The sequence below is a fragment of the Coralloluteibacterium stylophorae genome, from assembly GCF_018122625.2.
Lineage (GTDB): Bacteria > Pseudomonadota > Gammaproteobacteria > Xanthomonadales > Xanthomonadaceae > Coralloluteibacterium > Coralloluteibacterium stylophorae.
Map to the genome: position 1 here is coordinate 30,611 of NZ_JAGQFT020000003.1, position 21,129 is coordinate 51,739.

Consider the following 21,129-nt stretch of genomic DNA (forward strand, 5'->3'; position numbering starts at 1 on the left):
CGGGATGGCGTCGCCGTGCGCGGGTCAGCCGATGGCGGCGTCGGCCACCCTCGCCGCAGCACGGCCGCGCGGCACGTCGACGGTCGCCAGGATCGCGAGGCCGGCGACGAAGAACAGTGAAGTCGCCAGCATGGCGATGCGGTAGTCGCCGCCGCTGGCCCAGCTCACCGCACCGAAGGCCAGCGGCCCGATCACCGAGGACAGCTTGACCGCCAGCCCCCACAGCCCGAACACCTCGGCCTCGCGCCGCGCCGGGCACAGATAGCCCACCAGCGCGCGCCCTGCCGACTGCGATGCGCCCAGCGCGAGCCCGGCGACGTTGGCCGCCACCCAGACCAGGCGCCGGTCCTCGGCGAACCAGAACAGCCCGATCGCCGCGAGCCAGGCCACCAGGGTGATCGCCAGCGTCGGCCGGTGCCCCAGGCGGTCCTGGACCAGCCCGAACACCAGGGCGCCGACCGCGGCGGTGACGTTCACCACCATGATCAGCACGATGCTCTCGGTGGTGCTGAAGCCCAGCGCCTGCTCGGTGAAGATCGCGGCGATCGTGATCACGGTCATGACCCCGGCCTGGTAGCACACGATGCACAGCAGGAAGCGGCGCAGGTCGATCAGGCCTTCGCTCTCGAGCAGCGCCTGGCGCAGGCGCGCGAACGAGGTCCGCCACAGCCCGCTGCGCGCCGGCTGCGGACGCGCGCGCTCGCGCAGCACCAGCAGGGTCGGCAGCGCGGCGAGCAGGAAGGCCGCGGCGGTGATCAGCATGGTCTGCGGCACCACCGCGGACGCATCCACGCCGAAGGCGGCGGCGCCGGCCATGATCCACCACAGGCATACGCCCAGAATCAGCAGCCCGCCGACGTAGCCGAAGCCCCAGCCGTAGCCCGACAGCCGGCCCATGCCGTCCTCGCTGGCGAGCTCGGGCAGGAAGGCGGCGATCACGTTCTCGCCGGTGCCGAACGCGGCATTGGTCACCACCACCAGCGCGATCGCCAGCGCCACCGAGCCCGGCCCGCAGGCGGCCAGCGCCGCGGTGCCGGCGACGCACACCGCGGTGGTGATCGCCAGCAGGAACTTCTTGCGCGCGCGCAGGTCCGCCCACGCCCCCAGCGCCGGCGCGGTGACGGCGACCAGCAGGTAGCTCAGCGACAGCGCCAGGGTCCAGGCGAACGTCGCCCAGTCCGCGCCGTCGGCCACCACCCGCACGAAGTAGGCGTTGAACACCGCGGTGATGACCACGGTGGTGTAGCCGGAGTTGGCGAAGTCGTATCCCGCCCACGCCCACAGCTCGCGGCGCTGGACGGGCGGGAGGTCGGCGGGATGGGTACGGCGGAGGGTGGGCATGGCTGGACAGGGGAAGCGGGAGGGGAACGGCAGGAAGCGGGAATGGGGACCTCGATTCCCTGCGGCCTGCAGCCTCGTACAGTGGATCGGCGCGGTGACGGACCGGCTACGGCAATGATCGGGCGCGGCCGGATCGGAGCCTGCGCCCGCCGCGTGGGTCGCGGCTGAAGCCGCTCCTACAGGGAATGCGGGCGGACCGGTGTCCGGAGCCTCGGGGCCCGGTTCCCGCTTCCCTCTTCCCGCCGACTCCAATCAGAACGGCTTGGCCAGCACCAGGAACACGATCGCCACCAGCAGCAGGACCGGGAGCTCGTTGAACCAGCGCAGGGTCTTCGCCGCGGGCAGTGCACCGCCGCGGCCGGCCTTCTTCAGCCAGCGCCCGCTGATCGTGTAGTACACGAGCAGCAGCACGACCAGGCCCAGCTTGGCGTGCAGCCAGCCGCCGGCGATGCCGAAGTGCAGCCACAGCGCGAGCCCCAGCACGAAGGCGATGCCGAACATGACGTGGCCGAAGCGGTACAGGCGCCGCCCCATCAGCACCAGGCGCTCCCGCACCGCGGCCTCGCCGGCGACCTCCGCCAGGTTCACCAGGATGCGCGGCAGGTAGAACACCGTCGCCATCCAGGCGATCACGAAGACGAGGTGGAAGGTCTTGGTCCAGAGATAGGCCATCGTGCGGTCCAGGCGGTGGGAACGCCGAGCATGATGCCAGCCGCCCCGAGCCCACGCCCCTGTAGGAGCGGCTTCAGCCGCGCCCCCCCCTGCACCACCCGCCGATGCATGCCCCTCGGGGCTGAAGCCCCTCCCACAGGGGCGCCGCCCCGACGTCGAGACCGTCCTCAGCCCCTCAGCGCCCTTGCGTGATGCCGCAGGTGGTCCTCGACGAAGCTCTGGATGAACCAGTAGCTGTGGTCGTAGCCGGCCTGCATGCGCAGCTCGAGCGGCTGGCCGGCCTCGCGGCAGGCTTCCTCGAACACCTCGGGACGCAGCTGGCCGGCGAGGAACTGGTCGGCATCGCCCTGGTCGATGAGGATGGTGCCGTCGAAGCGGCGGCCCTCGCGCACCAGCGCCGTGGCGTCGTACGCGCCCCAGGCGGCGCGGTCGTCGCCGAGGTAGCGCGGCAGCGCCTTCTCGCCCCACGGCACCTGCGCCGGCGCGACGATCGGCGCGAACGCCGACACGGAGCGGTAGCGGCCCGGGTTCTTCAGCGCGATGGTCAGTGCGCCGTGGCCGCCCATCGAGTGCCCGAAGATCCCGGTGCGCGCGACGTCGACCGGCTGCTGCCCGGCGATCAGCGCCGGCAGCTCCTCGACCACGTAGGAGTACATGCGGAAGCGCTCGGCATACGGCGCCTGCGTCGCATCGAGGTAGAAGCCGGCGCCCTCGCCGAAGTCCCAGTCGGTGGTGATGCCCTCGATGCCGGTGTCGCGCGGGCTGGTGTCGGGCGCGACCAGCATCAGTCCGAGTTCGGACGCCACCCGCTGTGCGCCGGCCTTGATCGGGAAGGTCTCCTCGGTACAGGTCAGGCCGGCGAGGTAGTACAGCACCGGGACCGGACCGTCCTCCGCCGCCGGCGGCCGGTACACGGAGAAGCGCATCGCGCCTCCGGTCTCGCGCGAGATATGCCGGTAGGTGCCCTGCACGCCGCCGAAGCAGCGCTGCTCGGAGATGGTCTCGATGCTCATCGTGGATCCTCCCGTGGTGTCGTGGTGATCGGCCCGCCGGCGGGCTTCAGCTGCCGCGCGGCGCGAACATGATGATGCCCATTCCGGTGAGCGCGAAGGCGGCGCCCACCAGGTCCCAGGTTCCCGGGCGCACGCCGTCGACCCGCCACAGCCACAGCAGGGCGACGGCGACGTATACCCCACCGTAGGCCGCGTAGACCCGGCCGGTCGCGGTGGGATGCAGGCTCAGCAGCCACACGAACAGCGCCAGCGCGGCCGCCGCAGGGACGAGCAGCCACGCGCTTCGCCCCTGGCGCAGCCACAGCCAGGGCAGATAGCAGCCGACGATCTCGGCCAGCGCGGTCGCCACGAACAGCAGGAAGGTCTTCATGGCGCCGCGCCCGCCGCGGTCAGTACAGCACCACCGAGCGGATCGACTCGCCCGAGTGCATCAGGTCGAAGGCACGGTTGATGTCGTCCAGAGGCATGGTGTGGGTGATCATCGGGTCGATCTCGATCCTGCCGTCCATGTACCAGTCGACGATCTGCGGCACGTCGGTGCGCCCGCGCGCGCCGCCGAACGCCGAGCCGCGCCAGTTGCGGCCGGTGACCAGCTGGAACGGCCGGGTCGAGATCTCCTGACCCGCGCCGGCCACGCCGATGATCACCGAGGTGCCCCAGCCCTTGTGCGCGCACTCCAGCGCCTGGCGCATCACCTTCGTGCTGCCGATGCACTCGAAGGTGTAGTCGGCACCGCCCTTGGTCAGCGACACCAGGTAGGGCACCAGGTCGCCCTCGACCTCGGCCGGGTTGACGAAGTGGGTCATGCCGAAACGCTCGGCCATGGCCTTCTTGCCGGGGTTGAGGTCGACGCCCACGATCATCGACGCACCGGCCAGGCGCGCGCCCTGGATCACGTTGAGGCCGATGCCGCCGAGGCCGAACACCACCACCTTGGACCCCACCTCGACCTTGGCCGTGTACACCACCGCGCCGATGCCGGTGGTCACGCCGCAGCCGATGTAGCAGACCTTGTCGAACGGCGCGTCCTGGCGGATCTTCGCCAGCGCGATCTCCGGCAGCACGGTGAACTGGGCGAAGGTCGAGGTGCCCATGTAGTGGTGGATCTTCTCGCCGCCGATGGAGAAGCGGCTGCTGCCGTCGGGCATCAGGCCGCGCCCCTGCGTCTCGCGGATGGACTGGCAGAGGTTGGTCTTGGGATTGAGGCAGTACTCGCACTGCCGGCACTCGGGCGTGTACAGCGGGATGACGTGGTCGCCCTTCTTCAGCGAGGTCACCCCCGGGCCGACGTCCACCACCACGCCGGCGCCCTCGTGTCCGAGGATGGCCGGGAACAGGCCCTCCGGGTCGTCGCCCGACAGGGTGAAGGCGTCGGTGTGGCACACGCCGGTGGCCTTGAGCTCGACCAGCACCTCGCCGGCGCGCGGGCCTTCCAGGTCGACGGTCTCGATGGTGAGCGGGGCTCCGGCCCTGTGGGCGACGGCGGCGCGGACTTGCATGGCGTTTCCTCATGAACGGACAGCGGACCGGGCAGTGTAGGTGCTGCGCGCCGGCCGGGTCGGGACCACGTGCGGGAAGCTGGGGCCGCAGCCCCGTATCATGCGCGGCCCGTCCCGTTCCGCCACGCCCGCCCATGCCCTACACGCCCATCGTCGGCACGCTCGGTTACGTGCTCTCGCGCGACCGCCGCCAGGTCCTGATGATCCACCGCAACGCGCGCCCCGAGGACGAGCACCTCGGCAAGTACAACGGCCTCGGCGGCAAGCTGGAGCGCGACGAGGACGTGGTCGCGGGCATGCGCCGCGAGATCATGGAGGAGGCCGGCATCGCCTGCACCGAGATGACCCTGCGCGGGACCATCAGCTGGCCCGGCTTCGGCCGCAACGGCGAGGACTGGCTCGGCTTCGTGTTCGTGATCACCGCCTTCGAGGGCGAGGCCTACACCAGCAATGCCGAGGGCACGCTGGAGTGGAAGCCGCTCGACCGCATCATGGAGCTGCCGATGTGGGAGGGCGACCGCGAGTTCCTGCCCCTGGTCTTCGACGACGACCCGCGCGCCTTCCACGGCGTCATGCCCTACGCGCAGGGCCGCATGCAGTCCTGGCACTACAGCCGGATCTGAGCGGGCTCAGGCATCGCGCAGGCGCAGCACCATCGCGAAGCCCCCGGCTTCGCGCACGGCCTCGAGGCTGCCGCCGTGCAGCCGCGCGACGCGCTCCACGATCGCCAGCCCCAGTCCGCTGCCGCCGCCCTCGCCGCGCGCGAAGGGCTGCAGCAGTCGCGCGAAGGTTTCCGCGTCGAGGCCGGCGCCGCCGTCCGCGACCTCCAGCCGCCAGCCGTGCCCAGCCGGGCGCAGGCGCAGGGCGAACGGCGCGCGCCCATGGCGTTCCGCGTTGACCACCAGATTCTCCACCGCGCGCGTCAGCGCCATCGGCTTGCCGCGCAGCGGCGCGGCGGGCGGGAGCTCCAGGGCCCAGGCGCCGCGCGCGGCATCGGTCGCGCCGCGGCAGACGGCGGCGAGGTCGAGCGGCTCGCTGGCCTCGTCGCGGCCGTCGCGCGCATAGGCGATGAACTGGGCCAGGATCGCGTCCATCTCGGCGACGTCGCGCTGCACCCCTTCGCTGAGCCCGCGGTCGGTGTCCGGCATCAGCGCGATCGCGAACTGCATGCGCGTCAGCGGCGTGCGCAGGTCGTGCGAGATGCCGGCGAGCATCAGCGCGCGCTCGCTGGCGGCGACGCGCACGTCCGTGCTCGCCGCGGCCAGCGCGTCGGCGAGCCGGTGCAGCTCGTGCGGCGCGTCAGCCGGCAGTGGCGCCAGCGTCTCGCCGCGGGCGATCCCGGGCGCCGCCATGGCCAGGCGGCGCAGCGACCGGACCAGGCGGCCGGCGTACCAGCCGGCGACCAGCCACACCAGCAGCGCGCAGCCGAGCATCAGCAGGACCGGGATGCCGAGCGGCAGGCGCCGCCCCGCAGTCGAAGGCACCGCGACCCACAGGCCCGGCGCGTCCAGGCGCAGCCACAGCCCGGGCTCGCCGTCGACCTCGCCGGCCACCAGCGCACGCCCCGGGTCGAGCACCTCCGGCGCCCGCGCCAGCAATGCACGCGCGGCGGGGCGGCCGGCGCGCGGCGGCCGGGCCGCCGCCGGCGGCGCCTGCGTCCGTACCACAAAGCCGAGATGGCGCAGCCGCGCCGCTGCCGCGTCGCGCTCCGCGCCCGCGACCAGGGCCGACAGCGCCGCGCCGTGCTGGTCGAGCACGCGCAGCGCCTGTTCGGCGCCCGGCCGCACGGCGAGTTCGCGCACCAGCAGCATGCCCAGCAGCGCTGCGCCGGCAAGGACCAGCAGGATCACCCACGCGAGCTGCCCGAACACCGAACGCGGCGGCATCCTCACTCCCCCGCCGCCGGCGGCACGAAGACGTAGCCCACGCCCCACACGGTCTGGATCAGCCGCGGATGGCGCGGATCGTCCTCGAGCAGCTTGCGCAGGCGCGCGATCATCACGTCCATGCTGCGCTCGAAGGCCTCGTGCTCGCGGCCGCGCGACAGGCTCATCAGGCGGTCGCGGGTGAGCGGCTGGTGCGGATGCGCGACCAGCACCGCCAGCACCGCGAATTCGCCGGTGGTCAACGGCAGGGGGCGCCCGTCGCGGCACAGCTCGCGGCGCGCGGTGTCGAGGGTGAAGGAACCGAAATGCCTGGGGCCGCCATCGGGACGCGGCGCGCCCGGCCCGGGCTGCCGCGCGCGGCGCAGCACCGCACGGATGCGGGCGAGCAGCTCGCGCGGGTTGACCGGCTTGGGCAGATAGTCGTCGGCGCCGAGTTCGAGCCCGAGGATGCGGTCGATCTCGTCGCCCTTGGCGGTGAGCATCACCACCGGCGTGGCGTCCTCGCTGCCGCGCAGGCGCCGGCAGATCTCCAGGCCGTCCTCGCCCGGCAGCATCAGGTCGAGCACGATCAGGTCGTAGTGCCCGCGCGCGAGCGCCTGCCGCATCGCCGTCCCGTCGCCCACGCCACGCACCGCGAAGCCGTTCTGCTCGAGATAGCGCGCCAGCAGGTCGCGCAGGCGCACGTCGTCGTCGACCAGCAGCAACCGGGGGAGGGAGTCCATCGCGGCCACTATCGCGGGCGCCGCGTGTCGGCGGCAAGGAGCGCGGACTACGCCGGATGCAAGCGGATGTGTCCGCGCTCGCCAGGCCAACACATCCGTTTGCATCCGGCGTCGCCGGCGACACAGACGGCGCCACCGTGCGCCCTAGCCTGTCGCTGTCGCCGCTGCCGGCGCGGCCCGCATGCCCGCCGCAGCGACGGCTTCCCCAACCCAAGGATGCCCCCATGAAAGCAGCCCCCCTGCTGATGTCGATCACCCTGCTTGGCGCCGGCCTGTGCGCCTCGATCCCCGACGCCGCCGCGCAGCGGACGCGCGAACGCAGCGCCTCGCGCACCGCACCCGGCAACGCCAGCGTCGGCGCCGCCGCCAGCGGCCCGCGCGGCGACGCGATGCGGCAGCGTGAACGCAGCCTCGACGATGACCGCTATGCCTCCGCACGCAGCGCCAGCATCGCCGGCGTCGATGGCGGCAGCGCCTCGCGCTGGCGCAGCGCAGACCGCGACGGCGACACCGGCTCGGTCGAGCGCGGCGGCGAATTCACCGGCCCGGAAGGCGCAAGCGGAAGCACCAGCGCGAGCCGTACACACGGCGACGGCAGCGCCGAAGGCGGCCGCACCGCCACGGTCACCGGACGCGACGGGAACACGATCACCTCCACCCGCGCCTGGGAGGCCGACGCCGACGGCGGCACCCGCAGCCGGACCGTGCGCTGCACCGACGCCGACGGCGCCACCATCGACTGCCACTGAGGAAGCCCATGATGACCATCCGGATCCACATCACCCCCGTCGCCATCGGCCTCGCCGCCCTCGGCGTCGCCGCCCTCCTCGCCACGAGCGCCGCCGCCGCCCAGTCCGGAGATGCGCGCCAGCAACGCCTGCAGGCCCTGCAGGAGCGCATGGCCGCCGCCGACACCGACGGCGACGGCGCCTACAGCCGCGCCGAGGTGGAGGCCGGCTTCCCGCGGATGGCAGAGCACTTCGACCAGGCCGATACCGACGGCGACGGCCTCCTCACCCGCGAGGAGCTGCGCGCGCTGGCGCAGGCTGCCGGGCGCCGCATGCGCTGATGCGCGCAACGCGGCGTGCGCAGGGACGCGCGCGCCGCACCCGGCGCCGGGCCATCACTCGCCGGCGCGGGCCTCGCGCGGATCCTGGGCATGCTCGATGCCGACGTTGCTCGACGCGGCGTCGTAGACCGCGGTGTCGAGCAGCCCCTGCTCGCGCGCGACCAGGACCGGCACCAGCATCTGCCCGGTCACGTTGGTCATGGTCCGCATCATGTCGAGCACGCGGTCGATCGCCAGCAGCAGGCCGAGGCCCTCCAGCGGCAGCCCGGCGGCCGACAGCACGACCGTCGCCATCACCACCGCGGTGCCGGGCACGCCCGCGGTGCCGAAGCTGCCGAGCACCGAGGCCAGCAGGATCGCCACGTACTGCGCCAGGCTCAGGTCGAGGTGGAAGTACTGGGCGATGAAGATCGAGGCGAGCGCCGGATAGATCGCGCCGCAGCCGTCCATCTTGATGCTGGCGCCCAGCGGCACCGCGAACGCGGCGTAGTCGCGGTCGACGCCCAGGTTGTGGGTGACCGCACGCAGCGCCACCGGCATCGAGGCGAAGCTGGAGGAACTGACGAAGGCGACCTGCATCCCCGGCGCCGCGCCGCGGAAGAACTTCAGCGGGTTGAGCCCGTGCGCGAGAAGCAGCCCTCCGTAGACGATCACGATGTGCAGCGCGCAGGCCACGTACAGCGCGACGACGAAGCTGCCCAGCGGCAGCAGGCGCTCGAACCCATAGGCGCCGACCAGAGCGGCGATCAGACCGAAGGTGCCGAACGGGGTGAACTCGAGCACGAAGCGGGTGACCTGGATCATCGCATCGCTGGCCTGGCCGACCAGGGCGCGCAGCGCGGCGGTGCGCTCGCCGAGCCTGACCAGGGCGAAGCCGAGCAGGCCGGCGAAGAAGATCACCTGCAGGATCCGGCCCTCGGCCAGCGCCCGGAACGGATTGGCCGGCACCACGTCGAGCAGCACCTGCACCGGCGTCGGCACCTCGCGCGGGACGTAGTCCGCCGCGATCTGCAGGCCGCTGACGCCGAGTCCGGGATTGACCACGTGCGCGACCGCCAGCCCGACGCCGACCGCCAGCGCCGCCGTCGCCGCGAACCAGGCGAAGGTGCGCCCGCCCAGCGCGGCGATCGACTTCTGCCCCTGCAGCGCGGCGACCGCATTGATCACCGCGAAGAACACCAGCGGCGTGGCGATCATCTTGATCAGGGTGACGTAGATCGTGCCCAGCGGCTGGAACCAGGTCTCCGCCGCCGGCCCCACCGCCCAGCCGACCACGGCGCCGAGCATGAAGCCGCCGAGCACGCGCTGCCAGAACGGGATGCGGAACCAGGTTGAGAGGGCGGTGGACATGGGCGTTCCGGGGCGCGGGGTGCCGCACGGCATCCTTGGCGGGACGCGGCACCTTACCCAAGCCGCCGCGCCCGCGCGACGCGACCGGGCGCTCGACAGTGTTCCAGTGCGGCCCGGCCGCGATCCGCCCTTCAGTCCTGCCGGCGGCGGCCGATAAGCTTCACGTCCCTTCCCGCGCCTCGCGAGCCCAGCCCTGAACGCCATCGCGGCCGACGCCGACGGTTCCAGCATCCGCGATGCGGCACGCATCGACGCCCTGCTGCGCGCGATGCAGGCGCGCAACTGCCTGCTGGACGCCCAGCTGGGCGGCACGCCGCGCACCTTCCTGACCGCGGTGCTGGGGATCGAGGACGCGCGCCTGCTGCTCGACGTGGCGCCCGACCCTGCGCTCAACCGCCTGGTCGCCGACGGCGGCACCCTGCTGTGCCGGAGCCGGCTGGACGGCGTGCAGATCCACTTCGGCTGCGGGCCGGTGCGGCCGGCCCGCCACGAGGGACGCGACGCCTTCGCCGTCCCGCTGCCGGAGGAGCTGGTCGAGGTCCAGCGCCGGGAATACCACCGCCTCGAGGTTTCGCCGGTCGCGCCACTGACCTGCCACATCGACGGCCTCGCCGACAACGCGTCGCTGCGCGCGGACGTTGCCGACATCTGCGCCGGCGGCGTCGGCCTGCGCCTGCCGGCCGACGACGAGCGCTTCGTGATCGGCACCCAGCTGCAGACCTGCCGCATGCGGCTCCCCGACGAGGGCGAGCTGCGCTTCGCGCTGGCCGTGCGCCACCTCGAGCCGGTCACCGTACGCGGCATCGGGATGCGCCACGCCGGCTGCGAGTTCCTGCGGCCCAGCGGCATGTTCCAGCGCGCGCTGCAGCGCTACGTCATGCGCCTGGAGCGCGATCGCCTGGCCCAGGCGCGCGGGCTGCGCTGAGCGCGTCGCCGCGGCGCCGCCCGCGCGTCGCGCGCTCCGCACTCATGGATCGGACCCGGCACCGGTGCGCGCGGCGAGCGCAGCGCGCAGCGCCGGCAGCAGCGCTGCCGGTTCGCTCCGCCGCACGCGCACGGCCGGGGTGCCGTGCCAGTCGGCGCAGCGCCGCAGCGCCGCGGCGAGATCCGCCGCCAGCGCCGCCGACACCCGCACGCCCGGCTCCAGCCACAGGCCCTTGACCTCGAACACGCCCTCCGCGCGGTGGGCCTTGGCGTCGAGCCGTCCGACCAGCGCCCCGCGGCGCAGGATCGGCAGCACGAAGTAGCCGTAGCGCCGCTTGGGCGCCGGCACGTAGCACTCGATCCGGTAGTCGAAGCCGAACAGCGCGGCGGCGCGGGCGCGGTCCCAGACGACCGGGTCGAAGGGCGACAGCAGGGTCGTATGCCGGGCCCGCAGCCGGCCCGCCGCCGCATCGGCCAGCCCATCGGCGTGGTCGCGGTGGACGTAGCCCGGATGGCGCCAGCCCTCCACCTCGACCGGCCGCAGCAGCCCCGCCCCGCACAGCGGTTCGAGCTCGGCATCGCCGATGCGCGGCGCGATCCGGAAGTAGTCCGCGATCCAGCGCGCCGGCGCGATCCCCAGCGCCCGTACCGCATCGACGATCATGCGCCGGCGCCGCGCGGCCGGGTCCAGCGCCGGCGGAACCGTCACGCCGGCATGCGCGAGCACCCGTTCACGCAGGTCGTAGACGCGCTGGAAGCGCTCGCGCCGCGCCACCATCAGTGCGCCGAGCGCGAACCAGGCCTCCATGCAGCGCTTCTCCAGCTTCCAGTCCCACCAGCCGGCGGCGCTGGTCTCGCGCGCGAAATCGCTGGAGCGCACCTCCCCGTGCGCGCGCACATGCGCAAGCAGCGCCGCCATCGCCTGCGGATGCGCATCGCGCATGCGGTGCGCATTACGCAACGCCCAGTGTCGCGCCGGGGCATCCGCATCGGCCGCGTGCAGCGCCAGCGCGTCGATCGGCGCGAAGCAGGCCTCGTGCGCCCAGGTCTCGAAGATCGCGCCGTCGGCGAGCGCCGCATCCAGCCACGCCGGATCGTAGGCGCCCAGCCGCGAGAACAGCACGAGGTAGGGACTGCGGGCGACGACGTGGATGGTGTCGATCTGCAGCAGGCGCATGCGCGCGATCGCCGCGACCACGTCCTCCGGGCGGGCGCGTCGCCGCGGCGGTCCCGCCAGGCCCTGGGCATGCAGGTGCAGGACGCGCGCCTGCGCCAGCGTCAGGGCGGTTTCGCCTCTCGCGAGATCCATTGCGCACACTCCAATGACGTTCCTGCGAAGCCGCGCGCCGGCGCGTTGGGCAGGGCTCAGGCGCCGGCGGCGACAATGCCGCCGGTCATCGACGACCGGAGCGCGCATCCTCCCGCGCCACGGCTCCGGCGACCGGTGGCCAGCGCGGCGACGCGCAAGCATTACATCTCTCTCCCCAGGCGGATCGCCCGATCCGCCCTTTTTTTGCGCCGGGAAGCGGCGGGGCGCCGGCGCCGCTTGCGACAATCCGCCTTCCTTTCCCGCGGCGGCGCCGATGACCAAGATCTACGACCAGGCCTACTTCGACCGCTGGTACCGCCAGCGCGGCATCGGTGCCGGCGCGCTTGCGCACAAGGTGGCGGCGGCGGTGGCGGTGGCCGAGTACCACCTCGGGCGGCCGCTCCGCTCGGTGCTCGATGTCGGCTGCGGCGAGGGCGCGTGGCTGGCGCCGCTGCGCAGGCTGCGCCCCCGGGTCGCGTACCTGGGCCTGGATCCGAGCGAGTACGCGGTCGCCCGCTATGGCCGCAGCCGCAACCTGCGGCCGGCGCGCTTCGGCGACATGGCGGCGCTGCGACCCGGCCCGCCGGTCGACCTGCTGGTGTGCAGCGACGTCATGCACTACGTGGCGGACGCCGAGCTGCGCCGCGGCCTGTCCGGCTTCGGCGAGCTCTGCCACGGCGTCGCCTTCCTCGAGGTCTACGGCGAGGACGACGCCATCGACGGCGACATGGACGGCTTCATCCGCCGCCCCGCCCGCTTCTATCGGCGCGCGTTCGAGCGCGCCGGCTTCGCCTTCTGCGGCCCGCACTGCTGGCTGTCGCCGGCGCGGCGCGAGGACGCCGCACGGCTGGAGACCGCCTGAGCCTGCTCAGTCGGTCGGCCTGCGCACCAGCAGGTGCCTGGCGAACTGCGCGTGCATCCAGCCCAGCCCGCGCGCCACGTGCAGGGTGGCCACGACCAGCAGCACACCCGCCGCACAGGTCAGCGGCAGCGCCCATGGCGACAGCGCGGTGAGGTCGAACTCGCCCAGCATCACCACCACGTCGTCGAAGACCGACAGCAGCGGGGCGACGGCGATCGCGAGCGAGGTCGCCAGCAGCACGGTCACGAGCGTGAAGTAGACGAAGCCCAGCGGCAGCATCAGCAGCAAGTAGAGCAGCGTGCTCCAGGTGCGCGGGTCGGTGAACATCGCCCCGATCCGCGCCAGCCAGGGCTGGTCGCGGTGTGCATACACCGGGCGCCGCGGCATGCGTTCGCCCAGCATCGCCTCCACGATCCGCCCCTCGACCAGGGACAGCACACGCACCGTGGCGAAGAACAGCACCACCACGGGGATGCCGACGATCAGGATCGACAGCCCGGCCGACAGCGCGATGCCGGTGACCACCCAGCTGAAGTAGAAGGTGCCGGTCGCCAGCGACAGCGCGAGGTAGAACAGCGCGCCGTAGGTGCGCGGCTCGACGGCGACCGCGAAGAAGCGCGCGAGGATGCCGCGGGCGGGCGGTGCAGGCGGCGGACGCAGGGCGCGCTGCACCGTGACCTCCTGATCCAGGTAGATCCCGGCGACCTCCTCGGGCGCGCCGTAGCTCGCGGCGATCTCGGCGATCACCTCGCGCTGCGGACGACCGGGCTGTTCGGCCAGCGCGCCGCGCAGGTATTCCTCGGCGTCGTACAGCGCGTCCTGGACCAGCGCGGGGTCGGCCGCGCGCAGGGCCCGGCGCAGCTGGGCCAGGTAGTCGTCGATGGTGCTCGGCAGGACGGCGTTCACGATGGCACTCCCTTCAGGACGAAATCGACCGCGCGGCGCGTGGCCGACCAGCTGGCGGTCCAGTCGCGCAGGACCCCGCGGCCGGTGGCGGTGATGGCGTAGTAGCGTCGCGGCGGCCCGCTCGCCGACGGCTCCACGTGGCTGTCGAGCAGGCCGGCGGCGGCCAGGTTGCGCAGCACCGGATACAGCGCGCTCTGCTTGCCGGCGACCACCCCGGCGGCGGTTTCCAGGCGACGGGCGATCTCGTAGCCGTACATCGGCTGCCGCGCCGCCGCGAGCACCGCCAGCAGCACCAGCGAAGTGGTGCCGGCGGCCAGCTCCTTCTCGAACTTGCGGCGGTGTGCATCGATGTCGTGCATGGTCGGCCCCGGACGATCTACGCACCTCATCCTAGTGTGGAGTCCGCACTAGTTCCCGGGCCGTTGGTCATGCTTCCGGGCGGATGCGCGGCGTTGACGCCTCCTCGCCCACTCTCGCCCGCCACGACAACCGCTGGAGCACGTCCGCCATGCACACCGTCCGCATCCGTTTCACGGGCAACGAGGACGCCGCCAACGCCCTCATGAGCACGCTGCTGGCGGTGCCGGGCGTGGAGCACGTCGAGGAGGTCGACGACCTCATGCTCGACCTCGAGGACGACGACTCCAGCTCCGCCGGCCTGCGTTCCGACGGCGGCGGCACCGAGACCCACGACATCGAGATCGAGGCGCCGAACGCGGAAGCCGTGCGCCGCATCCACGAGCTGGCCGAGGCGGTCGCCTTCGACATGGAGGGTGCGGTCGAATTCGTCGACGAGTTCTGACCGCCCTGCGCTAGGCTTCCCGCCATCGTGCGGCGCCCGCCGCGCCTGGGGAGCCTCGCGCATGACCTCGATCCTCCGCACGCGGCTGGCGTGCGCCCTCGCCCTGGCCGGCGCCCTCGCCGCCTCCGCACGCGCCGCGGACCCGCCGGCGCCACCGACGACCGCCGAGGTGCTGGCCGCGAGTGCCGCCTCGGACTGGCGCACGCCGGAGCCGGAGAACCTGCTCTACCTCGACACCGCGGACGGCCGCGCGGTCATCGAACTCGCGCCCGCCTTCGCACCGCGCCACGCGGAGAACATCCGCGCCCTGGCGCGCGGCCGCTTCTGGGACGGGCTCCACATCTATCGGGTGCAGGACAACTACGTCGTGCAGTGGGGCGATGCCGATGCCGGCGAGCCCGGCAAGGCGCGCGCCCTGGGCGCGGCGCGGACGGCGCTGCCGGCCGAGTTCGACCGCGCCTCCGACGGCCTCGCCTTCACCCGGCTCGCCGACGGCGACATCTACGCGCCCGAGGTAGGCTGGTCCGGCGGCTTCCCCGCCGCACGCGATCCGGCCACCGGCCGCGCCTGGCTCGCGCACTGCTACGGCATGGTCGGCGCCGGCCGCGACATGGCGGCCGACAGCAGCAACGGCGCCGAGCTCTACACGGTGATCGGCCACGCGCCGCGCCACCTCGACCGCAACATCACCGTGGTCGGTCGCGTCCTGCGCGGGATCGAGCACCTGTCCGCGTTGCCGCGCGGCACCGGCGACCTCGGTTTCTACACCGATCCGTCGCAGCGCGTGCCGATCCGGTCGCTGCGGCTGGCGGCCGACGTGCCGCCGGCCGAGCGCGAGCCGCTCGAGGTGCTGCGCACCGACACCCCGACCTTCGAGCGCCTGGTCGAGGCGCGCCGCAACCGGCGCGAGTCCTGGTTCATCGACCCGGTCGGCCACGTCGAGCTGTGCAACGTGCCGATCCCGGTGCGCACGCCGGGCGACTGACGGCACCGCGGTTCAGGCGGACCGGGGCTCGCCGCGCGGCTTGGCTTCCCAACGCAGGTCGCCGATGGCGTGGAAGGCGTTCACCGAATCGAACACCTCGGTCATCGTCGCCTTCGCGGCTTCGGCGATCTCGTGCAGCCGCCTCGGCTGCATCATCGCCGAGGCGATGCGCGCGTGGTGCGGGTAGTCATGGATGATGTCGAGCCAGCGGGTGATCCAGAACGTGCCGGCGCGGTCGAATTGCGGCTCGAGGCGGCCATCCGAGGTCAGCAGCCGGTCCATCCACAGCAGGCGCCGCCACGGGCGCAGCGTGCCGGCGGCATGCAGGTCGGCGATCTCCGCGCTGGACAGCGGCTGCCAGTCGGAGCGCTTCAGCGACTGCAGGCAGTAGAGCTCGAGCTCCGGCAGCGGCGCCGGGCTGTCGTAGCTCTCCTGTTTGGGATCGAGCACCAGCGGCGGCAGCCCCATCAGCTCCAGGCGTGCCGGCGCGGCGAGGATGGGATGCCGCAGGTAGTCGCGCAGCGGCCACGGCCCCCCGCCCTGGAAGGCCTGCGGCACCGCCACGGGATCGGCGATACCCGCGCCGCCGGGCTCCTCGGCCTCGAACGTGGTCTCGCGCCGGGTCTCGCTGCGCGCCCGGCTGCGGGCGGTCGGCCGGCCCTCGCGTTCCTCGAGTGCGGCGTTGCCGAGCGAGTCGGGCACCAGCATGCGCACGTCGTCGGCCATCGGGTCGCGCCGGAACAATGCGTCGTGGTCGAGGTCCTGCGCCGCCGCGCCGCGCTGCCAGGCCCCTGCGCCGAGGTCGCCGTCCGGTACCGCGGACAGCAGGTTCGGATCGACCTGGAGGCCGGCATCGTCGCCGATGTCCATGACGAAGAAGTCGGCACCGTGCGAGATCAGCGGCACCGGCGCGATGATGCTGCCCGGGTCGAAGCCGTCGAGCAGCGCGACCAGGTCGTCCTCGCGCAGGGGCAGCGGGAGATAGCGGTCGGCCGGCAGCGGATCGCCCTCGCGCCAGATCTCCGCGCAGGCGACGCCGCGCTCGAGGGTGCGCTGGTGCGCGGCCTCGCCGGCGACGCTGGCGCGGTCGACCAGCACCAGGTCGGCGTGGATCTCCGCGCCCATCTCCCACGTGCGCCTGAGACGGCCGCGCAGCTTGCGCAGCATCAGGCGCAGGTGCGCGACGTCCTCGTCGCTGCCCCCGATGTAGTCGATGACGTGATCCGCAGCCATGCGCCGCGCCGTTGCTCCCCTGGCCGATCGGCCATTGTAGGGCGCCGCGGCAGCGGATGGCCGCGTTTCCGCCGCCGGATGGCGCAACCGGGCAGCGCATCGGCGCTAGCATGGTGCGCCACGCCGCGCAGGCCTCCGATGCCCGCACCGCCCTACGCCGGTCTCGACCCCGACACCATCCTCGACGCCGTCGACGCGCTCGGCCTGCGCAGCGACGGCCGCATCCTGGCCCTCAACAGCTACGAGAACCGCGTCTACCGGGTGGGACTCGAGGATGCCGCGCCGGTGGTGGCCAAGTTCTACCGCCCGGGGCGCTGGAGCGACGCGGCGATCGAGGAGGAGCACGCCTTCGCCGACGCGCTGCGCGCCGCGGAGCTGTCGGTCGTGGCGCCGCTGCGCTTCGGCGGCCGCAGCCTGCACCGGCACGCCGGCTACCGCTTCGCCCTGTTCCCGCTGCTGGGCGGGCACGCGCCGGAAATCGGCGCGCAGGCGACGATGACCGCGATCGGCCGCACCCTCGGACGCCTGCACGCGATCGGCGCGGAGCACCGCTTCCTGCACCGCACGCGGATGGACCCGGCGGCGCGCGCCGAGCAGGCGGCGCATACGCTTCTGGATGCCGGCTGGATCCCGGCGCACCACGAGGACCGCTTCACCGACCTCTGCGACGATCTGCTCGATGCGATCGATGTGGCGACGCGCCGCGCGGGCACGCTGGCGACGCTGTGTCTGCACGGCGACTGCCATCCCGGCAACGTGCTGTGGCGCGACGGCGTGGCGCATTTCGTCGATCTCGACGATGCGCTGGCCGGGCCGGCGGTGCAGGACCTGTGGATGCTCCTGTCCGGCCCGCGCGAGGAGCAGCGCACCCAGCTCGGCTGGCTGCTCGAGGGCTACGAGGTCTTCCGAGCTTTCGACCCTGCCGAACTGCACCTGGTCGCGGTGCTGCGGGCCGAACGCCTGCTGCACCATCATGCCTGGATCGCGCGGCGCTGGGACGATCCTGCGTTCCCGCTGGCCTTCGCCGGCATCGACGCGCCGCCGCGCCGCGAGGACTTCCTCAGGCAACTGGCCGAACTGGTGACCGCGACGGGCGAGGCGCCGCTGCGCCTGCCGTGAGTGGCCTCAGCCGGCGGCGGCGGCCGCCGGTCGCCCGAGCAGGTCGTCGACCGCGCGCAGGAGCTGCTCGGCCCCGAACGGCTTGCGCAGAAAGGCCTCGTTGCGCCGCAGCTCGCGCTGCATCACATCGGGCCGACCGGTCATGAAGATCAGCGGCTTGCCAGGGCTGCGCGACTCGAGCCTGTCGGCGAGCTCCAGGCCGTCGATGCCGCCGGGCATGTGGATGTCGGTGATCACCAGGGCGTAGTCGTCGAGCGCATCGAGGTGACGCAGTGCAGCGTCGCCCGAGGCGGCCTCCACCACTGCGTAGTCCATGGAACCGAGCACGTCCGCCAGGATCATGCGGATCATGGCTTCGTCGTCGACGAGGAGGATCTGTCTGGCCATGCGGGGTCGGCGGATGCGCCGGATTGACGGGATGTCGAGAATGCTAGGGGCAGGATCAGAAGATGGCGCGAAGGCGCGCCGCCTGGAGAGTACATGCAGGGCAGGATCGATACCGCGGGCGACCGTGACGGCCACCACTCGGGAGAGGGCCGCAACATCGTCACCGCACCCGGCCACGCCGGCGGCGACATCTTCTTCGCCGCGGTGCAGATGAGCCGGATGCCGATGATCCTCACCGATCCGCACCAGGACGACGACCCGGTGATCTTCGCCAATTCCGCCTTCGAGCGGCTGTGCGGCTATCCGCGCGAGCAGATCCTCGGTCGCAACTGCCGGTTCCTCCAGGGCCCGGACACCGACCGCGCCACCGTGCGCCGGATCCGCGACGCGCTCGCCGCGGGCGAGGACGTGCACGAGGAAGTCCTCAACTACCGGCGCGACGGGCAGCCGTTCTGGAACGCGCTCTTCGTCAGCCCGGTGTACGACCCGCGCGGGCACCTGCTCTACCACTTCGCCAGCCAGATCGACGTGACCAGGCGTCGCCAGGCAGAGGAATCGCTGCGCCAGTCGCAGCGCATGGAGGCGCTGGGCGGGCTCGCCTCGGGCGCCGCGCACGAGTTCAACAACCTGATGATGATCGTGCTCAACAACGTGCAGCAGGTCATGCGCCAGTCCGGCGAGCCGGCCACCCGCGAGCGCCTGCGCAACGTGGAGTGGGCGGCGACCCAGGCCGGCCGGCTCACCCAGCAGATGCTCTCCTTCGCGCGCCGGCAGTTCCACGACAACCGGCGGGTGGAGCTCGATGCCCTGGTCACCGGTTTCGACACGGTGCTGGCGCAGATGGCCGGACGCGAGCACCCGGTCACGGTGACCACCGAGGCCTTGCCGGCCTGGGCGCACCTGGACCCCGGGCAGCTGGAGATGGCCCTGCTCGCCCTCGTGCGCAATGCGGCCGAGGCCAGCCCCGACGGCTGCGGCATCGCGGTCGAGCTGCGCGCCGAGGTCCAGGACGAGGAGCGCGGCACGATGATCGAGATCGCGATCCACGACGAGGGCAGCGGCATGTCGCCCGAAACCGCCCAGCGCGCGATCGAGCCCTTCTATACGACCAAGGCGCCCGGCACCGGCAGCGGACTCGGCCTTTCGATGGCGCAGGGCTTCGTCGAGCAGTCCGGCGGCAGGCTGCTGATCGAACCGCGGCCCGGTGGAGGCACCAGCGTGCGGATGCGCCTGCCTGCCTCGGACCCGCTCGCTTCCTCCCGCTGAGGCGCCCGCTCCAGCGTCACCGCATGCACTTCACGCTCCGTTGCGCAGGATCGGCCGACGCGTCGCCTCCGTCGCGGCGCCTTCCTTCGCCGTTGCCCGGATCCCAATGGTCTTCCGCATCTCCATCGCGCTCCTCGTCGTCCTCGTCGTGCTCGGGGTCCTGCTGCCCGAGACCTTCTACGACGTCAGCGCGGCCGCGCTCGCGGGCGTCATCGCCTACGGCGGATGGCTGTTCCTGCTGATCGTCGCGCTCATCGTCGCCTTCCTGCTGTACCTGGCGTTCGCCCGCTACGGCGCCCTGCGCATCGGCGGCGAGGACGCGGAACCCGAGTTCTCCTCGGCGACCTGGCTGGCGATGCTCTTCGCCGCCGGCATGGGCATCGGCCTGGTGTTCTGGGGCGCGGCCGAGCCGGTCAGCCACCTGGCCGCGCCGCCCGAGGCGCTGGCGCCCGGCTCCATCGACGCCGCACGCGCCTCGATGCGCTACGTCTTCTTCCACTGGGGCCTGCACCCCTGGGCGATCTACGCCCTGGTCGGGCTGGCGATCGCGTGGTTCCGCTACAACCTCGGCAAGAACGGGCAGATCAGCGAACTCCTGCAGCCGCTGATCGGGCGCTTCGCAAGCGGGTGGCTGGCCGCGGCCATCGACATCATCGCCGTGCTCGCCACCGCCGTCGGCGTCGCCACCACCCTGGGTTTCGGTGCGGCGCAGATCTCCGCCGGCCTGAGCCGCAGCTTCGGCCTGCCGCAGGGCTTCGGCCTGCAGCTGACGGTGATCGCCATCGCCTTCGTGCTCTACATGGCGTCGTCGGTGAGCGGCCTGCACCGCGGCATCAAATGGCTCTCCAGCACCAACCTGGTCATCGCCACGCTGCTGGCGCTGGCGGTGTTCGTGATCGGCCCCACGCGCTTCATCCTCGACACCTTCACCACCACGCTCGGCGGCTACATCAATTCGCTGCCGGACATGAGCCTGCGCATGGCGCCCTACTCCGGTGCGAGCTGGGTGGGCGACTGGACCGTGTTCTTCTGGGCGTGGTGGATCGCCTGGGCGCCGTTCGTGGGCGCCTTCATCGCCCGCGTGTCCTACGGCCGCACCGTGCGCGAGTTCGTGGTCGGCGTGGTGCTGCTGCCGAGCCTGGTCGGCTTCATGTGGTTCGCGGTCTTCGGGGGCGCCGCGCTGCACGCCGAGATCTTCGAGGGCACCGACCTTGGCGCCGCCCTGGCGCAGGGGCACGAACAGGTCCTGTTCGCACTGTTCGAGTCGATGCCGGCCTCGCAGCTCCTCGCCGGCGCGGCGATCGTGCTGCTGATGGTGTTCTTCGTCACCTCGGCCGACTCCGCCACCATGATCCTGGCCAGCATGTCCTCCGCCGGCGACCCGGACCCGCCGTTGAAGCGCCGCGTCACCTGGGGCGTGGTCCAGGCCCTGATCGCGGTGGCCCTGCTGCGCGCGGGCTCCGACGCCGCCGGAGCCGACGGCGAGGCCGCGAAGTCGGGCCTCGACGCGCTGCAGGCCATGGTCACCGTGGTCGCCCTGCCGTTCGTGATCCTGCTCGCCGCGGTGGCGTTCTCGCTCTACAAGGTGATGTCGGACGAGGAACTGCACCAGGAACGGCGCGCCCGCAACTTCCGGCACGCGATCGAGCGCTGGCTGGCGCGGGAGGAGGCCGACGTCGAACGCCTGCGCGAAGCGGCGGCCACGCCGGCCGACGACGCCCCGCCGCTGGACGAAGGCGACGCCCCGCGGCGCGGCTGAGCACGCGGCGCCGGCTTGGCCGCAT

Annotated in this window: 23 protein-coding genes; 10 read left to right on the forward strand and 13 right to left on the reverse strand. The window is 72.8% G+C overall.

Annotation, left to right across the window (positions count from 1 at the left end):
• Positions 1 to 24: 24 nt before the first annotated feature.
• The 5 genes from KB893_RS04855 to KB893_RS04875 form a co-directional block, all read right to left on the reverse strand.
• Positions 25 to 1,341 (reverse strand): MFS transporter, encoded by a 1,317-nt coding sequence (locus tag KB893_RS04855; protein WP_211927439.1) that lies wholly within the window; start codon positions 1,339 to 1,341, stop codon positions 25 to 27.
• Between the two features lie 252 nt (positions 1,342 to 1,593).
• Positions 1,594 to 2,013 carry a CopD family protein gene (locus KB893_RS04860; protein ID WP_211927438.1) on the reverse strand — a complete coding sequence of 140 codons (420 nt, stop codon included), beginning with the start codon at positions 2,011 to 2,013 and terminating at the stop codon, positions 1,594 to 1,596.
• Positions 2,014 to 2,180: 167 nt separating this feature from the next.
• The gene (fghA, locus tag KB893_RS04865; protein WP_377731439.1) at positions 2,181 to 3,020 is read right to left on the reverse strand and encodes an S-formylglutathione hydrolase; all 840 of its coding nucleotides are present in this window, start codon (positions 3,018 to 3,020) and stop codon (positions 2,181 to 2,183) included.
• 52 nt (positions 3,021 to 3,072) lie between these two features.
• On the reverse strand, positions 3,073 to 3,396 hold the full coding sequence (locus KB893_RS04870; protein ID WP_211927436.1) for a YnfA family protein: 324 nt from the start codon (positions 3,394 to 3,396) through the stop codon (positions 3,073 to 3,075).
• A 19-nt stretch (positions 3,397 to 3,415) separates the two neighbouring features.
• The gene (locus KB893_RS04875) at positions 3,416 to 4,525 is read right to left on the reverse strand and encodes an S-(hydroxymethyl)glutathione dehydrogenase/class III alcohol dehydrogenase (RefSeq protein ID WP_211927435.1); all 1,110 of its coding nucleotides are present in this window, start codon (positions 4,523 to 4,525) and stop codon (positions 3,416 to 3,418) included.
• Between the two features lie 134 nt (positions 4,526 to 4,659).
• Here KB893_RS04875 and KB893_RS04880 point away from each other — a divergent pair, with 134 nt between their 5' ends.
• Complete coding sequence (locus tag KB893_RS04880; RefSeq protein ID WP_211927434.1) at positions 4,660 to 5,148, forward strand: NUDIX hydrolase; 489 nt, start codon at positions 4,660 to 4,662, stop codon at positions 5,146 to 5,148.
• 6 nt (positions 5,149 to 5,154) lie between these two features.
• Here the strand turns inward: KB893_RS04880 and KB893_RS04885 are convergent, their stop codons facing one another.
• Together KB893_RS04885 and ompR are read right to left on the reverse strand one after the other, a co-directional pair.
• Entirely contained in the window at positions 5,155 to 6,411 is a 1,257-nt protein-coding gene (locus KB893_RS04885) for an ATP-binding protein (RefSeq protein ID WP_213173498.1), read from the reverse strand.
• Positions 6,412 to 6,413: 2 nt separating this feature from the next.
• Positions 6,414 to 7,133 (reverse strand): osmolarity response regulator transcription factor OmpR, encoded by a 720-nt coding sequence (gene ompR, locus KB893_RS04890; RefSeq protein WP_211926780.1) that lies wholly within the window; start codon positions 7,131 to 7,133, stop codon positions 6,414 to 6,416.
• Between the two features lie 224 nt (positions 7,134 to 7,357).
• Between ompR and KB893_RS04895 the strand changes: the two genes are divergently transcribed.
• Together KB893_RS04895 and KB893_RS04900 are read left to right on the forward strand one after the other, a co-directional pair.
• Positions 7,358 to 7,882, forward strand: a complete 525-nt coding sequence (locus KB893_RS04895; protein WP_213173499.1) for a hypothetical protein — start codon at positions 7,358 to 7,360, stop codon at positions 7,880 to 7,882.
• A gap of 11 nt (positions 7,883 to 7,893) precedes the next feature.
• Entirely contained in the window at positions 7,894 to 8,202 is a 309-nt protein-coding gene (locus KB893_RS04900; protein ID WP_211926782.1) for an EF-hand domain-containing protein, read from the forward strand.
• Positions 8,203 to 8,256: 54 nt separating this feature from the next.
• Here KB893_RS04900 and KB893_RS04905 read toward each other — a convergent pair whose 3' ends face one another.
• A complete protein-coding gene (locus KB893_RS04905; RefSeq protein ID WP_211926783.1) occupies positions 8,257 to 9,552 on the reverse strand; it encodes a dicarboxylate/amino acid:cation symporter in 1,296 nt (431 codons plus the stop codon).
• A gap of 229 nt (positions 9,553 to 9,781) precedes the next feature.
• On the opposite strand from KB893_RS04905, the gene KB893_RS04910 reads away from it, so the two are divergent.
• Complete coding sequence (locus KB893_RS04910; RefSeq protein ID WP_338026883.1) at positions 9,782 to 10,477, forward strand: flagellar brake protein; 696 nt, start codon at positions 9,782 to 9,784, stop codon at positions 10,475 to 10,477.
• A 42-nt stretch (positions 10,478 to 10,519) separates the two neighbouring features.
• Here the strand turns inward: KB893_RS04910 and KB893_RS04915 are convergent, their stop codons facing one another.
• Entirely contained in the window at positions 10,520 to 11,785 is a 1,266-nt protein-coding gene (locus tag KB893_RS04915; RefSeq protein ID WP_211926785.1) for a winged helix-turn-helix domain-containing protein, read from the reverse strand.
• Positions 11,786 to 12,059: 274 nt separating this feature from the next.
• On the opposite strand from KB893_RS04915, the gene KB893_RS04920 reads away from it, so the two are divergent.
• Positions 12,060 to 12,647 carry a class I SAM-dependent methyltransferase gene (locus KB893_RS04920; protein ID WP_211926786.1) on the forward strand — a complete coding sequence of 196 codons (588 nt, stop codon included), beginning with the start codon at positions 12,060 to 12,062 and terminating at the stop codon, positions 12,645 to 12,647.
• Positions 12,648 to 12,653: 6 nt separating this feature from the next.
• Here KB893_RS04920 and KB893_RS04925 read toward each other — a convergent pair whose 3' ends face one another.
• Both KB893_RS04925 and KB893_RS04930 read right to left on the reverse strand, forming a co-directional pair.
• Positions 12,654 to 13,556, reverse strand: coding sequence for a sensor domain-containing protein (locus KB893_RS04925; RefSeq protein ID WP_211926794.1), 903 nt, complete (start codon positions 13,554 to 13,556; stop codon positions 12,654 to 12,656).
• Complete coding sequence (locus tag KB893_RS04930; protein WP_211926795.1) at positions 13,550 to 13,912, reverse strand: PadR family transcriptional regulator; 363 nt, start codon at positions 13,910 to 13,912, stop codon at positions 13,550 to 13,552. The genes KB893_RS04925 and KB893_RS04930 overlap by 7 nt, the downstream gene beginning before the upstream one ends.
• A 149-nt stretch (positions 13,913 to 14,061) precedes the next feature.
• Here KB893_RS04930 and KB893_RS04935 point away from each other — a divergent pair, with 149 nt between their 5' ends.
• Positions 14,062 to 14,355: a hypothetical protein gene (locus KB893_RS04935; protein WP_211926787.1), complete on the forward strand. Its 294-nt coding sequence runs from the start codon at positions 14,062 to 14,064 to the stop codon at positions 14,353 to 14,355.
• A gap of 61 nt (positions 14,356 to 14,416) precedes the next feature.
• Complete coding sequence (locus KB893_RS04940) at positions 14,417 to 15,340, forward strand: peptidylprolyl isomerase (RefSeq protein ID WP_211926788.1); 924 nt, start codon at positions 14,417 to 14,419, stop codon at positions 15,338 to 15,340.
• A 12-nt stretch (positions 15,341 to 15,352) separates the two neighbouring features.
• Here KB893_RS04940 and KB893_RS04945 read toward each other — a convergent pair whose 3' ends face one another.
• Positions 15,353 to 16,573, reverse strand: a complete 1,221-nt coding sequence (locus KB893_RS04945) for a hypothetical protein (RefSeq protein ID WP_213173500.1) — start codon at positions 16,571 to 16,573, stop codon at positions 15,353 to 15,355.
• A gap of 138 nt (positions 16,574 to 16,711) precedes the next feature.
• On the opposite strand from KB893_RS04945, the gene KB893_RS04950 reads away from it, so the two are divergent.
• Positions 16,712 to 17,692 carry a serine/threonine protein kinase gene (locus KB893_RS04950; protein WP_211926790.1) on the forward strand — a complete coding sequence of 327 codons (981 nt, stop codon included), beginning with the start codon at positions 16,712 to 16,714 and terminating at the stop codon, positions 17,690 to 17,692.
• A gap of 6 nt (positions 17,693 to 17,698) precedes the next feature.
• On the opposite strand, the gene KB893_RS04955 is transcribed toward KB893_RS04950, so the two are convergent.
• Positions 17,699 to 18,079: a response regulator gene (locus KB893_RS04955; protein WP_211926791.1), complete on the reverse strand. Its 381-nt coding sequence runs from the start codon at positions 18,077 to 18,079 to the stop codon at positions 17,699 to 17,701.
• A 93-nt stretch (positions 18,080 to 18,172) separates the two neighbouring features.
• Between KB893_RS04955 and KB893_RS18535 the strand changes: the two genes are divergently transcribed.
• Both KB893_RS18535 and KB893_RS04965 read left to right on the forward strand, forming a co-directional pair.
• Positions 18,173 to 19,345, forward strand: a complete 1,173-nt coding sequence (locus KB893_RS18535) for a PAS domain-containing protein (protein ID WP_211926792.1) — start codon at positions 18,173 to 18,175, stop codon at positions 19,343 to 19,345.
• A gap of 106 nt (positions 19,346 to 19,451) precedes the next feature.
• Entirely contained in the window at positions 19,452 to 21,104 is a 1,653-nt protein-coding gene (locus KB893_RS04965) for a BCCT family transporter (RefSeq protein WP_213173501.1), read from the forward strand.
• Positions 21,105 to 21,129: the final 25 nt, after the last annotated feature.

Excerpts from the sequence above, each read along its gene's own strand:
- KB893_RS04915 (WP_211926785.1), bottom strand. The coding sequence starts at position 11,785 with ATGGATCTCGCGAGAGGCGAAACCGCCCTGACGCTGGCGCAGGCGCGC.
- KB893_RS04885 (WP_213173498.1), bottom strand. The coding sequence starts at position 6,411 with ATGCCGCCGCGTTCGGTGTTCGGGCAGCTCGCGTGGGTGATCCTGCTG.
- KB893_RS04875 (WP_211927435.1), bottom strand. The coding sequence starts at position 4,525 with ATGCAAGTCCGCGCCGCCGTCGCCCACAGGGCCGGAGCCCCGCTCACC.
- KB893_RS04940 (WP_211926788.1), top strand. The coding sequence starts at position 14,417 with ATGACCTCGATCCTCCGCACGCGGCTGGCGTGCGCCCTCGCCCTGGCC.
- KB893_RS18535 (WP_211926792.1), top strand. The coding sequence starts at position 18,173 with ATGCAGGGCAGGATCGATACCGCGGGCGACCGTGACGGCCACCACTCG.
- KB893_RS04860 (WP_211927438.1), bottom strand. The coding sequence starts at position 2,013 with ATGGCCTATCTCTGGACCAAGACCTTCCACCTCGTCTTCGTGATCGCC.
- KB893_RS04900 (WP_211926782.1), top strand. The coding sequence starts at position 7,894 with ATGACCATCCGGATCCACATCACCCCCGTCGCCATCGGCCTCGCCGCC.
- KB893_RS04950 (WP_211926790.1), top strand. The coding sequence starts at position 16,712 with ATGCCCGCACCGCCCTACGCCGGTCTCGACCCCGACACCATCCTCGAC.
- KB893_RS04930 (WP_211926795.1), bottom strand. The coding sequence starts at position 13,912 with ATGCACGACATCGATGCACACCGCCGCAAGTTCGAGAAGGAGCTGGCC.
- KB893_RS04935 (WP_211926787.1), top strand. The coding sequence starts at position 14,062 with ATGCACACCGTCCGCATCCGTTTCACGGGCAACGAGGACGCCGCCAAC.
- KB893_RS04905 (WP_211926783.1), bottom strand. The coding sequence starts at position 9,552 with ATGTCCACCGCCCTCTCAACCTGGTTCCGCATCCCGTTCTGGCAGCGC.
- KB893_RS04880 (WP_211927434.1), top strand. The coding sequence starts at position 4,660 with ATGCCCTACACGCCCATCGTCGGCACGCTCGGTTACGTGCTCTCGCGC.
- KB893_RS04965 (WP_213173501.1), top strand. The coding sequence starts at position 19,452 with ATGGTCTTCCGCATCTCCATCGCGCTCCTCGTCGTCCTCGTCGTGCTC.
- KB893_RS04945 (WP_213173500.1), bottom strand. The coding sequence starts at position 16,573 with ATGGCTGCGGATCACGTCATCGACTACATCGGGGGCAGCGACGAGGAC.
- KB893_RS04895 (WP_213173499.1), top strand. The coding sequence starts at position 7,358 with ATGAAAGCAGCCCCCCTGCTGATGTCGATCACCCTGCTTGGCGCCGGC.
- KB893_RS04920 (WP_211926786.1), top strand. The coding sequence starts at position 12,060 with ATGACCAAGATCTACGACCAGGCCTACTTCGACCGCTGGTACCGCCAG.
- KB893_RS04870 (WP_211927436.1), bottom strand. The coding sequence starts at position 3,396 with ATGAAGACCTTCCTGCTGTTCGTGGCGACCGCGCTGGCCGAGATCGTC.
- KB893_RS04855 (WP_211927439.1), bottom strand. The coding sequence starts at position 1,341 with ATGCCCACCCTCCGCCGTACCCATCCCGCCGACCTCCCGCCCGTCCAG.
- KB893_RS04955 (WP_211926791.1), bottom strand. The coding sequence starts at position 18,079 with ATGGCCAGACAGATCCTCCTCGTCGACGACGAAGCCATGATCCGCATG.
- ompR (WP_211926780.1), bottom strand. The coding sequence starts at position 7,133 with ATGGACTCCCTCCCCCGGTTGCTGCTGGTCGACGACGACGTGCGCCTG.